This is a genomic window from Thioalkalivibrio sulfidiphilus (assembly GCF_000377945.1).
Lineage (GTDB): Bacteria > Pseudomonadota > Gammaproteobacteria > Ectothiorhodospirales > Ectothiorhodospiraceae > Thioalkalivibrio_A > Thioalkalivibrio_A sulfidiphilus_A.
Genome location: NZ_KB898971.1, coordinates 1 through 14,733, shown reverse-complemented (window position 1 = coordinate 14,733; position 14,733 = coordinate 1). Strand labels below are relative to the sequence as shown.

The window sequence follows — 14,733 nt, the reverse complement described above, 5'->3', positions numbered from 1 at the left end:
GGTCCATTTTTCCGATCCTTTTCGTCAAATAGCGACGGCTATTCTCCTCAAACGATCGAAAAAATGGCCTCACTCTCCCACTCGGCTCGCTACGGGCACCTAAGTCCGACAGGCTCCTAGGCGTTCGAATCGCCCTGGCCCTCGGCCACCACGCCACCGCTGACGAGACATTAGCCTTGCAGGGTTTCCGCTTCCCTCCCACCCTGGCGCTGTCCCTGGCCTCCCTGTTCTGGGCGGGTAACTTCATCGTGGGCCGCGCCCTGCGCGACGCGGTACCAGCCATCGACATGAATTTCTGGCGCTGGACCATCGCGCTGGCGATCCTTCTGCCCTTCGGCGCGATGGCACTGCGCCGGGACTGGGCCCTGATCCTCAGTCAGTGGCGCCTGGTGGTGTTTCTGGCGCTCACCGGCATCGTGGGCTTTCACGTGTTCGTCTACACGGCCCTGCAGACCACCACGGCGGTCAACGCCCTGCTGTTCCTGTCCGTCTCACCGGTGATGATCCTGGTGGGTAGCTGGCTACGCTACGGCGACCGCATCTCCCGGGTGCAGGTGCTGGCCATGGGGATCTCGCTCGTGGGCGTGGTGGTGCTGGTCACCCACGGCGAGCTGGAACGCCTGCTGGGGCTGGAATTCAACATCGGCGACCTGTGGATGCTGCTGGCAGTGGGCCTCTGGTCCGCCTATTCCGTGGTGCTCAAGACCAAGCCTGCCGAACTGAACCAGACGCCGCTGATCACCGGCACGGTAATCGTGGCCATGCTGGTGATGACGCCGGTGTATCTTGCCACCCTGCCCGGCGGCGAACCGGTGGCGTTCACCGGCCCGGTGGTGGCCGGCCTGCTCTACATCGGCGTGTTCGCCTCGGTGATCGCCTACTTCTGCTGGAATTACGGCGTCGCCCGCCTGGGCCCTTCCCGGGCCGGGGTGTTCCTGCACCTCAACCCCCTGTTCGGCGCGGTGCTGTCGATCATCTTTCTGGGTGAGGGTATCGAGCCCTACCACCTGGCTGGCGCGGCCTTGATCGCCACGGGACTGGCGCTTTCATCCCGCGGAGCTGTGAAACCCGGCTGAGTCGCGCGCCTGCAAATGGGCTAGCATCGGGCTGGTGCTGGTGGTAGGTGTGCTGCTTCGGGCCTACGTGGTACGCGGCCTGTTCGACTGGATGGAGCGGCAGATGCAGCGCATCCCGGTGGTGAAGGCCATCTACGGCATGGTGCGCGACATCACTCGGCTGATGTCCGGGGACATCAAGGAGCAGTTCGGCCAGGCGGTGCTGATCACCCTGCCGGGCACCGACTTCAAGCTGGTGGGTTTCGTCACCCGGGAGGACTTCGCCGGACTGCCGGCCAACCTGGGCGATGAGCAGACCATCGCCGTCTACCTGCCCATGAGCTACATGATCGGCGGCTACACCCTGATGCTGCCGCGCTCGCGGATCGAACCCCTGGACCTGTCCCTGGAGGACGCCATGCGCTTTGCGCTGACCGCCGGCGTCTCGGCGCGCAAGGACAACGGCACCACCTCCTGAACATCCATGCACGCAAGTGTTGTTCGTAGGTCGGCCTTCAGGCCGACGGCCGGTGCCCGCCGAAGCTGCGTTGTCGGCCTGAAGGCCGACCTACGGGGAACAGCATGGATCTGCGCAGTACATTCAGCGCGGCGCGCCGGCACCCCGCAAACGATCCACGGGACGCAGGCTGGCCTGCACACCCTCGGCCAGGATGTTCACGTCGGACTCGAACAGGGCAAGGAACGGCCGCGCATATTCCGCCTCCATGGTCTCGCGCAGGGCGTCCACGCTGGCGTGCAGCGCCCGCTCCAGGTCGTCGCGGTTCAGCGCCTCGTCGGCCTTCAGGAGTGCCCACTCGGTGCCCAGGATGCCGCCCACGAACACCACCACGCCGCAGCCGATGGCCAGCGGGCCGGTGAAGCCGCAGGCGGCGGTGCTGGCCCCGGCCGTGCCCCGGCCTGCCAGGCGGGCGGCGGCCCGGGCGCTGGCAGCGGCGGCATTCACCCGGGTGATCGCCGCCCGGGCGAGCAGGGCGCCGGCGCCGGCACCCGCCGTCATCTGCACACCAATACGATCCGCTTCCAGCAGCCCGGCCACGTGGTCCCGCAGACGCTGCTGCACATCGATGGGCTCGCCTGCTGCCGCGGGCCCATCCTGGCGGTAGGGGGCAAGCTCCCGGGCGAGCCAGGCAAGCCAGCCGGCCTCCAGGGTGGCCAGCTCGCGGCTGTGCAAGGCGGCCACCGCCCGGTCCAGGGCCGCCAGTTCCTCACGCCAGGCGGGCTCGGGAAACAGCCGCTCTGTGACCACCTCGGTCATGAAGTCGCCTCTGGCGCTCCAGAAGGGATTGGGCACGGCGGCCAGCAGGCGCAGGGTCACGCCGGGTACCGAGTAGTACCAGTCAGCGAACTCGGGCACACGCCTGTGCACCCGCTCGAACAGCAGGTCCAGCTCCCGGCTCACGCCCAGGGACAGGCGTTCCAGGGCCTCGGCTTCGGCCTGGTCGAGCCACGCGGGCCGGGTGCGGGACAGACGTTCGAGCTCGCGCTCCGGGACCCGGTAGACCTGCGCCTGGATCTCCACCTCCACGTATCGGGGCATCAGCCAGCCCCAGGGATCCTCGGCGGTGAGCGTCCACAGCAGGGCGGCCATGGCGGCGAGCACCGCCAGCAGGTAGGGGAGGGGGAAACGGTTGGCGTCAGGCGACGCCGGGGCCGGACTCGGGACGGGCTGCATGTCCATAGACTACATGAGAGACGGCCTCCCACAGCAGCAGGCAGGGCCACACGAACAGCCATTCCTGGACCAGCACCACCATCCAGGCGACAAGACGCAGCCCCACACCCGGCAGACCCTCGAACCAGTGCTGGGCCAGCCAGTGATGCGCCCCGTCCAGGGCGGTGGTCAGGGTCAGCAGAAAACGCAGCAGGGGGCTTTCCGCCTCCTGGCTGGCGGCGAAATGCCGCACCGCCTCGAACAAGGTCAGCTCGCCCAGATCCGGGAGCGGCCGCCACAGCCCCCAGGTGGCCAGCCCCAGCAGCAACAGGGCAGCGGCACTCCAGACCAGGATTCGCGCCGCGGTCACGGGCAGGAACTCCTCGCTGGCATGCCGATCCAGATACGTCTGGAGGCCGCGCCAGGCCAAGGCCCAGAGCGGCACGCACAGCACCAGCACGATCCAGGTCAAGGGAGGGATCCCCCGGGCCAGGGACACCAGCAAGGCCAGGGCCAGGATCGCGGCCAGCAGGGCCTGCGTGATCAGCATCAGCAGGCCGCCGCGCAGGCGCCGCGTCCAGGGACTCCCGGGCCGCAGGTGCACCCGCAGCCAGGCACGGCGGGCCATGCGTCGGCGCCAGAACAGCAGGGCCAGCACGGGCAGCCACAGGACTGCGGCACTGAGCAGTACGGCGCCGTCGGCCATGCCCGGCAGGGCCCGCTCCAGGATCAGCAGCAGGGTGATCAGGGCCAGCAGCCCGAGCATCAGGCGCAGTTCGCGCTGGCTGACCAGGCGGACCAGCCAGCCGCCGGAGGATGGAGATTCGGACATCCCTGACTCCCACAAGTGAGTTCCGATCACGGTATGCGAGTCCCGCCGTCGATGCCAGGGTCCGGGGTCCGGGGTCCGCATGAGGTGCGGTTCTCGGCGTCCGCCGTATAACTGGTATTTCATTATGGTCAGCAGCGATTACGCCCAGGGTGGCCCGATTTGCCAACTTAAGCCTGATCGACACCCTGGATCGCCCGGCTGTTTTCGACCCAGCGACAGCCCAATACCATAATCCAACCATCTGTCGCGTAGTTGTAATAGACACGAAAAATTGTATTTCTGCTGCGCCTTGAAGCCTGCTATAAGATTCCGAGGAGCAAATAACAAGAATCCAGCGCAAGCGGACAGGGACATGGGACCAGGCAGGCCGCGACGACGGCGCCCTCCACCCCCGGGAGCACAACCCACACCATGCCAGTCTCTGACCTCAAGCCGCGTCTGCACAGCCTGCGTGCACGCTACACCCTGTTCGCGCTGTTTCTCGTGGCCCTGGTACTCATCAGCTCCACCCTGGCCTATCTGGACCTGAGCAGGACCCAGCGCTCCGCCGCACAGGACCTGGAGCTGCGGGACAGCCTGGCGAGTTCCATCAACGGCGTCCGGGCAGGGCTGGTAGAGACCTACAAGTCCCTGGACCTGTTCCTCATCGAGGCCGAGATGGGCAACTACCAGGAAGACATCCATCGCGCCCTGGCCGATACCTTGCACCACGCCACGCTGTTGCGGGAATCCGACTGGATTCCCCATCATGGCCAGCACGAGCCCGTGGAGGCCATCTCCAGCCGCCTGCAGCAGCTGCACGGCGAGATCGACGAGCTGATCGACATTCGGCTCGATCCGCCCCGGCTCTATCCCTCCATGGCGGCGGGCCCGGCCATCATGGGTCCCTCGCGTGACGTGGCCGATAACGCCCTGGGCATCATCTTCTACACCATGGAGCAGGAGAACACCCTGGTGGAGGACCCCCACGCCTACGACGCCCTGGTGCGCGCGCGGCGCCTGTGGATGCACATGCTGTCCAACTTCCGGCTCTACATGGCCAACCGCCTGGGGTCCTTCGAACTGGCGACCATGCCCGTCCAGGAACAGGGCATTCGCACCCTCCATGCCGCCTTCCTGGAACAGTTCCAGGTCCTCGAGCTGCTGGCGGCAGAAGGCCGGCTCGGCTTCGAGATCACCGCAGCCATGGAGGACCTGCGTCGCGGCGTGGAGCAGTGGTACGGCGGTTTCGAATACGTCGCGGAGCTGCATGCCACCGATCGCTGGCGCACCGATGCCATCGTCATGCGCGAGCAGGTCGCACCCAGTGTCGATGCCATCAACGCGCAATTGCTGCGCCTGGAACGTGCCCTGGCCACGGCCATGAGCGCCGACGTGCAGGCGATCGCCGCGGCCTCCTCGCGGCTTGCCTTCAGCCTGTGGCTGGTGGCGGGACTCACCATCCTGTTCGTGATCCTGCTGCTGACCACCACCGATAGGCTGGTGCTGCGCCCCATCGCCGCGGTCACCCGGGCGCTCAAGGCGGAGGCCATGGGCAAATCCGGCGTACCCATGCCGTTCTCCCGGACCGTCGAGACCCGGGACCTGGTGGAGGCCTTCGGCGAGATGCACCGCCAGGTGCGGCTGCGCGAGGCGGAACTGGAATACCGCGCCCTGCACGATTCCCTCACCACCCTGCCCAACCGCACCCTGCTGCTGGAGCGCATCGAGCACGATATGCGCCTGGCCCACCGCCAGGGCGGCCAGCTGGGCCTGCTCATGATCGACCTGGACCGCTTCAAGGAGGTCAACGACACCCTCGGGCACCAGGTGGGCGACGCCCTGCTGGTGGAGGTGGGCAACCGCCTGCAGACCGCCCTGCGGGAGACCGACACCGTGGCACGTCTGGGCGGCGACGAGTTCGCCGTGCTGCTGCCGGGCGCCGGCCGAGAGGACGTCATCCAGGCCGCCGGGAAGCTGCAGGATGTCTTCAAACACCCGGTGCAGCTCAACGGCATGGAGATCTACGTGGCGGCCAGCATCGGCGCGGCGATCTATCCCGACCACGGCACCCAGCCCCAGACCCTGATGCAGCATGCCGACGTGGCCATGTACATGGCCAAGCGCGGGCAGCGTGGCGTGGCGCTCTACGACCCGGCCGAGGACCAGTACACCATCGCACGCCTGGCCCTGATGACCGACCTGCGCCAGGCGGTGGAGCAGGGCGAGCTGACGCTCCACTATCAGCCCGTGCTGTCCCTGGCCACCGGCGAACTGGTGTCCGCGGAGGCCCTGTTGCGCTGGAGCCACCCTGAGCACGGCCAGGTGGCGCCCGAGCTGGTGATCGAACTGGCCGAACAGACCGGGCTCATCGGCCCGCTCACCTACGGCGTCATCGACAAGGCGCTGACCCAGGCCGCCCGCTGGCGCCAACAGGGCCTGACCCTGAACATCTCCATCAACCTGTCCATGCACAACCTGCACGACGCCGACCTGACCCGTCGCGTGAATGAGGCCCTGCAGCAGCACGGCATCCCGGGCGAGTGCCTGACCCTGGAGGTCACCGAGACCGCCATGATGGCCAACCCGCGCCGGGCACAGACGGCCCTGAGGGAACTGGACAACCTGGGCATCCGCCTGGCGGTGGACGACTTCGGCACCGGCTTCTCCTCCCTGTCCTATCTCAAGTCCCTGCCCGTGGACGTGCTCAAGATCGACAAGTCCTTCGTCATGGGACTGGATCGGGACAAGAGCGATCAGGCCATCGTCCAGGCCACCCTGAGCCTCGGCCACAGCCTGGGCCTGGAGGTAGTGGCGGAGGGTGTGGAAACCCGCCACACCTGGAGTTTCCTCAGGGATCACGGCTGTGATGCCGCGCAGGGCTATCACATGAGCAAGCCGCTGCCCGCCGAGGAACTGCAGGACTGGGTTAAATCCCGCAAGTTTGAAAGGCCGTCGACGGCGGCCAGTCTCTGACCTGGGCAGCGCACCAGGTATCACGAAAGCCGGCGACCAGGAATGCCCGATCACCGCCACTTCACGGCCGCACAGGCCGATTGATACCACACACTTCCCAACCCTACTCCGCCGCATCACCCCCGCCGCCCGGGTTTATCCACCCGCCAGCCACATTCATAAAAGACGCGAGCCGTCAATGACATGAAATTCAATCTGTGACGGGGTACACTTTCTCACCGGAGACCTCGTCCCCTCGCGCTTAGTAAGTGCATGTGAAATATAGCTTTATTGTTCTATGCGCTGAGACAGAGGGAATCCCCCATCGTATCGGTGAGATATGCCCTGCAACCCGACAGCCAATCCCGAGGCCTGCATCACCCGCACGGCGTCGTCATCGCATGTGAACGTCCTTGGGCATCTGGACTGATGAATACAGCAGGGAAACATCGCCGGGGGCGAAAGCGCCATCGCATCATCGCGGAATTCGCGAGGATGACTTGCGTGATTGTGCTGCCGTGGGCCCTGTCTGCTCCCGGGTTTGCCAACAGCCTTGACCAGCAGCGGGAATCGGCCGTTGAACTCGCCAGGGAGGGGCGCATTGACGAGGCCGCAGATCGACTGCGGACGCTGGATAGCCAGTTCCCGAACCAGCCTCTTTTGCAGGCAGACCTGATCGTCGTGCTGCGCCTGGCCGGAGACAATGCCGGGATCGTTGTACGAACGGCGGGTCTCGACCCCGAATCCGTACCGGACTATGCCCACATGAGCTGGGCTGCCGCCCTGCGTGACCAGGGCGAGTTCGCGGCGGCGGCGAATGTCCTGCGCGAATCCAGGAAGCGGCTGGGCACCTCCGCGCAGATCCTGTTTGCCATCACCAGCGCCGAGGCCGGTGACACCCGGTCAGCACGCCAGGCCATTGCGGACATCCACCCATCACCCGAATCGGCCCAGGAACTGGCCCTGATGGCCTATGCCCTGCGCCAGTCGGGTGTACCGCACGAGGCACTTGCGCTGGCCAATCGGGCGCGTAGCCGCGATCCACAGCATGCCCTGGCCTTTCAGGAGCAGGCCATGGCCCTGTGGATGCTGGGGGCCAGCAACCGGGCGTTTGCCGCGATGCAGGAGCGGCCGAATCTGTTCGAGGATGACACACGCCATCGAACCGAGGCTGACGTGATCGCAACGGACATCCGGCAGGCGCTCGACATCCGCGCCGAAATGGAGGCCCTGGGCCGCCACCGTGAGCGAAACCAGGCGCTGGATCAGGCCCTGCAGAGGGTGGACGATTTTCTTTCGCGCATCCCTGAAGCGCACCCTCAACATCTTCGGGTTCGCCTCGACCGGGTTGCATTACTGCGCGAACTCGAGCGAATGGCCGATGCCATCGAGGCGTTCGAGGCATTGCCGGAGCCGACAGCAGCCCCTCCCTTTGTGCGCCGGGCAGCAGCGGATGCCTATCTGGCCGAACAACAACCGCAAGCGGCCCTGCCCCTGTACCAGTCCCTGATACCGGAGGATGAGCCGCCGGAGGCCTCGCTGCTGCTGGATCTCTATTACACGCATATCGCACTCGAGGATTATGCGGCAGCGGCGGATATCCTCGACGAAGCCCATCGCCACACCCCCGTGTGGCTGAGTGTTGGTCCGGATCGGGATCCGATCCCCAACTGGGAACGGGTCGATGTCGATCACCTTAACGCCTACGACGCAGCCTACCGGCAGGATCTTGGCCTGGCCTGGGTGCGCAGTGGCGAATTGGTGCGTCAGGCACCGGCGCACGCGGGGCTGCGCAACACCCAGGCACGCATCGCCCGCTGGCGGGGCTGGCCGGCCCGCGCGCGCGAGATCACCGAGATCGCCGAACGCTGGGCGCCCGATGCGCGGGATACACGGCTGAATCGGGCGGAAAACGCCCGCGACCTGGGCGAGCACGATACCTGGCGGCAGGAGGTCGACGCTCTCAGTGCCGACTACCCGCTAAGCCGGGATGTGCAGCGTCTGTCCGCAGAACTCGAGGACCGTGACCGCCCCTCCATCGAGAGCGAGCTGATTTTTGGCCGAACCTCGGGTGGCGGCGGCCTGGTCAGCGGCGATCGCGACCGGATGTGGCGTACACGGCTGAATTCACCCTGGTCCGCACATGCGCACCGGGTCTTCCTGGAGCATCGTGACTCCACAGCGACATTCGATGAGACGCAGGCACGTCATGAACGCATCGGCGCAGGCGTCGAGTGGGCTGCCCGACGCAAGCAGGCCTGGGTACGTATCGATCGTGATTTGACGAACGACACCAACCCCGGTGTCGCGGCCGGGTGGTCCCAGTGGCTCAATGACCACTGGCGTTTCGGCATCGAAGCCGACAGTGTCTCTATGGAAACACCCTTGCGGGCAATCGATGCGGGCCTGGAAGGCTGGTCTGTCTCGACCTCCGTGGACTGGCGTGCCCACGAATCGCTGTCGGCCTACGCCAGGGCGGGCCTGCTCTCGATCAATGACGGCAATCGCCGCACTTCGCTGGGCACCGGGGTGACCCGCCGGGTGTTCGCCAACGCCCACCATGCCACCGATCTGGGCGCCGACGTCTATTTCCAGAACAACAGCCAGCCGGGCGGACCCTATTTCAACCCGGAGCAATCCGCCAGCCTGTCCATCCGGGTGGATCACCAGTGGATCACCTGGCGCCACTATGACCGCTCCTTGACCCAGCACTTCCATGCGGCGGCAGGGGCCGGCTACCAGTCCGGGTTCGGCAGCGATCCGGCCATTGCATTGCGCTACGAGCATCGCTGGAGTCTCGATCGTCGCTGGGGCTTCGATTACGGCGTGGGCTGGGGCTCCACCACCTACGATGGCGACCGGGAAAAGCGTCTGTTCGGACTTGTGCGCCTGCGAGGGATCTTCTGATGCGACGCCTGCTCATGATCCTGATGGTGCTCCTGGGCGTCGGTCACGGCCCTGTAGTTGCACAGCAAACCTTCACCATCCCGGAGGGGCACTTCCTCGCGCTGTCCTATCACGACGTGCGTGACGACCTGGTGCCCGGGCGCGATCCGGATCCGTATGCCGTCAGCACGCGGCGACTGGCGGAATGGTTTGACTGGATGCAACGACACGGCTGGCAACCCGTTTCATTCCAGCAGATCGTCGATGCGCACGAAGGCAGGCAGCCCTTACCCGGGAACGCGGTCCTGCTGACCTTCGATGACGGTCTTGCGAGCGTCTACAGCCACGTGTTCCCGTTGCTGCAGGCCTATGGCTATCCCGCGCTGGTCGCGCTGCAGACCGGCTGGCTGGAGACGGTCTGGGCAGGCCAGGATGTCACCTACAACCCCGAGACCTTCGCGGCTGCGGCCGTTGACGGCGCGGCGCTGGACCCGCTCCCGCCCGGGACGGTCGAGTACAACGAGGCGCCGCTCGGGGCGGAGGGCTTTCTGTCCTTGTCGGAGCTGCGCGAAATGCAGGCATCGGGGCTGGTGGAGTTCGCCAGCCACAGTCACGACCTGCATCGGGGCATCCTGGCAAACCCGCAAGGGAATATGCAGCCGGCGGCCATCACGCGCCAGTATGACCCCGACAAGCTCCGTTACGAGGATCACGCGGCATTCCGTCAGCGGATCCTCCAGGACCTTAAGACCAGCAGTGCCTCCTTGGAGGCAATGGTGGGCATCGCGCCGCGGGCCATCGTCTGGCCCTACGGCGCTCACAGCGCGGAGGTGGATGCGCTCGCGTCACAGGCGGGCATGCCTTGGTCCATTACGCTGGGCGCCACGCCCATCAATGATCCCGCTGAGCGGCGTATCGCACGGTTGCTGATCACAGGCGATCCCCGGCCGATCGAGATCGCTCGCCGGGTGCGTCCGGCGTCAGAAACCCGCCGCTGGGCCCCCCAACCCGAGCGGGTGATCCATGTCGATCTGGATTATGTCTACGATCCCGATCCGGAGCAGACCAACCGCAATCTCGGTATGCTCCTTGACCGTATCCAGCGGATGCAGGTGCGCACGGTCTACCTGCAGGCCTTTGCGGATCCGAACGGCGATGGCAACGCGGATGCGCTGTATTTCCCAAACCGTCATTTGCCGGTGCGTGCCGACCTGTTCAATCGAGTCGCCTGGCAGTTGCGCACCCGTGCCGGGGTGCGCGTGTACGCCTGGATGCCGCTGCTCGCATTCGACCTGCCCGACACGGACCTTCATGCCGAGCTGTCGGTGCAACGACCGGGACCCGATGGCAACCCGGTGCCTTCCGATCGCGACTATCGCCGCCTGAGTCCTTTTCTTCCCCGGTCAGTCGAGATCGTGGGCGAGATCTATGCCGATCTGGGCAGGGCGGCGAGCGGCATTGCCGGCATCCTCATCCATGACGATGCATACCTAGCGGAAGACGAAGACTTGGCCGCATGTCTTGAGGAGGCGCGCTGGCCGGGAACCGACCGATCCCTGCCCCATTGCGCGCTCGCCGCACACGAGAAAACCCAGGCCCTGATCGACTTCGGTGCCGTAGTGATCGAACGTTTGCGCTATTTCGTCAACGACCCGGACGATTTTCGTACTGCGCGTAACCTCTACGCCCGTGTCATTCTGGATCCCGAGGCCGAAGCCCGTTTTGCCCAGTCCCTGCCCGCCTTCGTTGACGCCTATGACGAGGTTGCCATCATGGCCATGCCCTGGCTGGACGGCACCGATCTCGCGCCAGAGGTCTGGCTCGCCCAACTCGCGGATGCGGTGGAACAGCAGGTCGGTGGCTTCGACGAGGTTGTCTTCGAATTGCAGGCACGCGACTGGCGTGGCGAAGGGCGCTGGTTGGAGGCCACGCTTCTGCGCGACTGGATGGAACAACTGGTACGCCGTGGCGTCATGAATTTTGGCTATTACCCGGACGATTTTCTTCGCGACCAGCCGGAATTCGGTCCCACCTTCGAGGGCATTTCCCTCAATGCCTTCCCGCACCGGCGATAGGGTGTTATCCGCATGATACTCAACACCCTGATGCACTTTGTCTTTTTCTATCCGCTGATCATGGCCTGGGTCTGGATGATCGGCGGTATCGTGTTTTACTTCCACTGGGAACGCCGCAACAAGAGGGATCCCGACCACCTGCCGGACACCGGCCTCTCGACACCGTGCAGCATCATCATCCCCTGTTTCAACGAAGCCGAGGTGATCCGCGACACCATCCACTACGCGCATGCGAGCGATTACCCGGACTTCGAGGTCATTGCCGTCAATGACGGGAGCACGGACAGGAGCGCCGAGATCCTCGAACAGCTGACCCGCGAGTACCCCCGCCTGCGCGTCGTGCACCTGGCCAGCAACCAGGGCAAGGCTGTTGCCCTGCGCACAGGCGCGCTGGCTGCCAAACACGATTTTCTGATCTGCATCGATGGCGATGCCCTGCTGCATCCCAATGCCGTGGCCTGGATGATGTATCACCTCACTTCCGGCCCCCGGGTGGGCGCCGTCACCGGCAACCCGAGAATCCTCAATCGCAGCACCCTGCTGGGCAAGCTTCAGGTCGGGGAGTTCTCGGCCATCATCGGGTTGATCAAACGCGCCCAGCGCATCTATGGACGCATCTTCACGGTGTCCGGCGTGATCGCGGGATTCCGTCGTACCGCACTCGACCGTATCGGCTACTGGAGCAGCGATATGGTCACCGAGGACATCGACATCTCCTGGCGTCTGCAGCTGGATCATTGGGATATCCGCTACGAACCCAACGCGCTTTGCTACATCTACATGCCGGAGACCTTCAAAGGTCTGTGGCGCCAGCGCCTGCGCTGGGCACAGGGCGGCGTGGAGACGGTGATGCGTCATGGCACCAGCCTGCTCCACTGGCGCAAGCGCCGCTTGTGGGGGGTCGCGCTCGAGTACCTGACCAGTGTCCTCTGGGCGTACGTGATGTTTGCCGTCATCCTGTTGGCCTTGACGGGGCTCATCATCGATCTGCCGGAAGGATGGGTCCGTCCTGGGCTCATTCCGCAATGGGCGGGCGTCATCCTCGGCCTAACTGCGCTCATGCAGTTCCTTGTCAGTCTGATGATCGACCGCCGCTATGAATCTGATCACCGGTTCTTCCGCAATTATTTCTGGGTGATCTGGTATCCGCTGGCCTTCTGGTTATTGTCCATGGCGACCACTGTCGCGGCCGTGCCCATCGCACTCATCAAACGTTCCGGCAAGCGCGCCCGGTGGGTCAGCCCGGATCGTGGACTTCGGCCCCCGGAAACTTAAGCACATGAAACACACCCGACCACGCCTGCCCAGGATCATCGAACGCGCGGATCTTGAGCCCAAAGGGAGACGCTATCTCGGCCGATTCATCAATCTGCTGGGGTGGGCGATCTGGACCTATCTGTTCACGCCCCTCATTGCGCTGATTGGCTGGTTCCTGGGCTTTGAGCTGTTCCAGCGGCACATCCTGGATGACCCCATGGGGACCTTACGTGCGATCCAGACCTACGCGATCATCATCATCTCGGCGGCCGTGATCTTCATCGGGTGGGCGGGCTATAACTGGTTGCGCTATCACGGCAAGCAACGCCGGCACGCGGCCGCGGCTGTCGGGACCGAGGAGCTCGCCAGGCATTTCGGTATTGCGCGCGATGATGCCCGGATGATCGCCAGGGAGCCCGTCGTGACCGTTCACTTCGACGACGACGCGCGCATCGTCAAGGTGCAGACCGGGCACACGCGCGACTCCACGGGAAAACCCGATACCGAAGTGACATTGGCAGAACGCACTGGGTCATGACTCGGTGCTAACGCACCGGATCAGCGGCTGCCGACGTCTTCACTCCCCCGCATCGATCGATCCAGCGCCTCCAGCAGCCGATCCACCTGTGTCTCCGTGTGGGCGGCGCTCAGGGTCACCCGCAGGCGAGCGGTGCCCTCGGGCACCGTGGGCGGGCGGATGGCGGGCACCAGCAGACCCTGTTCCAGCAGCCGCTCGCTCAGCCGCAGTGCCTCCACCGCATCGCCGATGACCAGGGGCTGGATGGGGGTCTGGCTGTCCAGGGGTTTCAGACCCAGCTGTTCAGCGCCCGTGCGGAAACGCGCCACCAGCGCTCTCAGTTTCTCCCGGCGCTTGCCCTCGGTCTGCACGATGCGCAGTGCCGCCCGGGTGGCCTCGGCCACGGCGGCGGGCATGGCGGTGGTGTAGACGTAGGTGCGGGCGGACTGGATCAGGGTCTCGATCAGGGCCTCGCTGCCCGCCACGAAGGCCCCGGCGGTGCCGAAGGCCTTGCCCAGGGTGCCCATGAGGATGGGCACCTGCTGCTGGCTCAGCCCGAAGTGCTCCAGGCTGCCGGCCCCGGTCTCCCCCAGCACCCCCAGGCCGTGGGCATCGTCCACCAGCAGCCAGGCCTGGTGGGCGGTGCAGATGCTCGCCAGTTCCGGCAGCGGGGCCAGGTTGCCGTCCATGCTGAACACCCCGTCGGTGAGCACCAGGCGCTCCCCGGTCTGGCCCAGGCCCGCCAGCCGCTGGGCCAGGTCCACGGCGGTGGCGTGGCGGTAGCGCTGGAAGCGGGCCCCGGAGAGCAGGCCCGCATCGATCAGTGAGGCGTGATTGAGCCGGTCCTCCAGCACGTAATCGCTGCGCCCCAGCAGGGCCTGAGCGACCCCCAGGTTGGCCATGTAGCCGGTGGAGAACAGCAGCGCGCGTTCGCGGTTCGCGAATGCCGCAAGCTCTTCTTCCAGTTGATGATGTGCCCGGGTATGGCCATTGACCAGGTGGGCCGCGCCGGCACCCGCGCCATATTCCGAGGCCCCCTTGCGCAGGGCGGCGATCACCTTGGGATGACTGGCGAGCCCCAGGTAGTCGTTGGAACAGAAGGCGATCACCTGGCGCCCGTCCACCACCTGTTCCGGGGTCTGGCGCCCCTCCAGCACCCGGCGGCTGCGGTACAGCCCCTTGGCGCGGCGCTGCTCCAGTTCCGCCTTCAGGTCACGCATGGGCCGGGGCTCCCGGGGCGCGGGTCACGCGCAGGCTCAGGGGCCAGCGCACGGTGCGCGGTTGTTCGGGATCACCCCAGCGGGCGGCGAGGCCTGCGGCAAGATCGGCCAGCGGGTCCTGGCCCGTGGCCTCCCGGCAACGGGCCACGGCGGACCAGGTGCCTAGCCCGCATGTCTCACCACCGTTCGTAGCGAGGGCGTCGAGATGCCGCTGTGACGGGGCGCGCGGAGCGCAAGACGGCGCCGGCGTAGCCGACACTACGTCAAGCCGGCTGAAGTGAGCAC

At 65.8% G+C, this 14,733-nt stretch carries 9 protein-coding genes and 2 pseudogenes; 7 read left to right on the top strand and 4 right to left on the bottom strand.

The annotated features are described in order from the left end of the window. Positions 1-176: 176 nt before the first annotated feature. Positions 177-1,076, top strand: a complete 900-nt coding sequence (locus tag D580_RS0114320) for a DMT family transporter (RefSeq protein ID WP_018955048.1) — start codon at positions 177-179, stop codon at positions 1,074-1,076. 19 nt (positions 1,077-1,095) lie between these two features. After that, positions 1,096-1,533: pseudogene (locus D580_RS15735) on the top strand (DUF502 domain-containing protein); the annotation flags it as partial. A gap of 123 nt (positions 1,534-1,656) precedes the next feature. Here the strand turns inward: D580_RS15735 and D580_RS0114310 are convergent. Both D580_RS0114310 and D580_RS0114305 read right to left on the bottom strand, forming a co-directional pair. Continuing rightward, positions 1,657-2,748, bottom strand: coding sequence for a hypothetical protein (locus D580_RS0114310; protein ID WP_231363569.1), 1,092 nt, complete (start codon positions 2,746-2,748; stop codon positions 1,657-1,659). Continuing rightward, positions 2,711-3,559, bottom strand: coding sequence for a hypothetical protein (locus D580_RS0114305; RefSeq protein WP_018955045.1), 849 nt, complete (start codon positions 3,557-3,559; stop codon positions 2,711-2,713). The genes D580_RS0114310 and D580_RS0114305 overlap by 38 nt, the downstream gene beginning before the upstream one ends. A 411-nt stretch (positions 3,560-3,970) precedes the next feature. On the opposite strand from D580_RS0114305, the gene D580_RS15905 reads away from it, so the two are divergent. From D580_RS15905 to pgaD, 5 genes are all read left to right on the top strand, one after another. Continuing rightward, positions 3,971-6,514, top strand: coding sequence for a putative bifunctional diguanylate cyclase/phosphodiesterase (locus D580_RS15905; RefSeq protein ID WP_018955044.1), 2,544 nt, complete (start codon positions 3,971-3,973; stop codon positions 6,512-6,514). A gap of 483 nt (positions 6,515-6,997) precedes the next feature. Continuing rightward, positions 6,998-9,400: a poly-beta-1,6 N-acetyl-D-glucosamine export porin PgaA gene (gene pgaA / locus D580_RS0114295; RefSeq protein ID WP_231363568.1), complete on the top strand. Its 2,403-nt coding sequence runs from the start codon at positions 6,998-7,000 to the stop codon at positions 9,398-9,400. Further along, positions 9,400-11,454 carry a poly-beta-1,6-N-acetyl-D-glucosamine N-deacetylase PgaB gene (gene pgaB, locus D580_RS0114290; protein WP_018955041.1) on the top strand — a complete coding sequence of 685 codons (2,055 nt, stop codon included), beginning with the start codon at positions 9,400-9,402 and terminating at the stop codon, positions 11,452-11,454. The genes pgaA and pgaB overlap by 1 nt, the downstream gene beginning before the upstream one ends. A gap of 12 nt (positions 11,455-11,466) precedes the next feature. Continuing rightward, positions 11,467-12,729, top strand: coding sequence for a poly-beta-1,6-N-acetyl-D-glucosamine synthase (pgaC, locus tag D580_RS0114285; protein ID WP_018955040.1), 1,263 nt, complete (start codon positions 11,467-11,469; stop codon positions 12,727-12,729). Between the two features lie 4 nt (positions 12,730-12,733). After that, positions 12,734-13,249, top strand: coding sequence for a poly-beta-1,6-N-acetyl-D-glucosamine biosynthesis protein PgaD (pgaD, locus tag D580_RS15725; protein WP_018955039.1), 516 nt, complete (start codon positions 12,734-12,736; stop codon positions 13,247-13,249). 20 nt (positions 13,250-13,269) lie between these two features. On the opposite strand, the gene bioF is transcribed toward pgaD, so the two are convergent. Then, the gene (gene bioF / locus D580_RS0114275) at positions 13,270-14,448 is read right to left on the bottom strand and encodes an 8-amino-7-oxononanoate synthase (RefSeq protein ID WP_018955038.1); all 1,179 of its coding nucleotides are present in this window, start codon (positions 14,446-14,448) and stop codon (positions 13,270-13,272) included. Further along, positions 14,441-14,733 (bottom strand): annotated as a pseudogene (locus D580_RS16725) (hypothetical protein); the annotation flags it as partial. The pseudogene D580_RS16725 and the gene bioF, both read right to left, overlap by 8 nt.

Coding starts and splice junctions, on each gene's coding strand:
- D580_RS0114310 (WP_231363569.1), bottom strand. CDS start 2,748: ATGCAGCCCGTCCCGAGTCCGGCCCCGGCGTCGCCTGACGCCAACCGT.
- D580_RS0114305 (WP_018955045.1), bottom strand. CDS start 3,559: ATGTCCGAATCTCCATCCTCCGGCGGCTGGCTGGTCCGCCTGGTCAGC.
- D580_RS15905 (WP_018955044.1), top strand. CDS start 3,971: ATGCCAGTCTCTGACCTCAAGCCGCGTCTGCACAGCCTGCGTGCACGC.
- pgaB (WP_018955041.1), top strand. CDS start 9,400: ATGCGACGCCTGCTCATGATCCTGATGGTGCTCCTGGGCGTCGGTCAC.
- pgaC (WP_018955040.1), top strand. CDS start 11,467: ATGATACTCAACACCCTGATGCACTTTGTCTTTTTCTATCCGCTGATC.
- pgaD (WP_018955039.1), top strand. CDS start 12,734: ATGAAACACACCCGACCACGCCTGCCCAGGATCATCGAACGCGCGGAT.
- bioF (WP_018955038.1), bottom strand. CDS start 14,448: ATGCGTGACCTGAAGGCGGAACTGGAGCAGCGCCGCGCCAAGGGGCTG.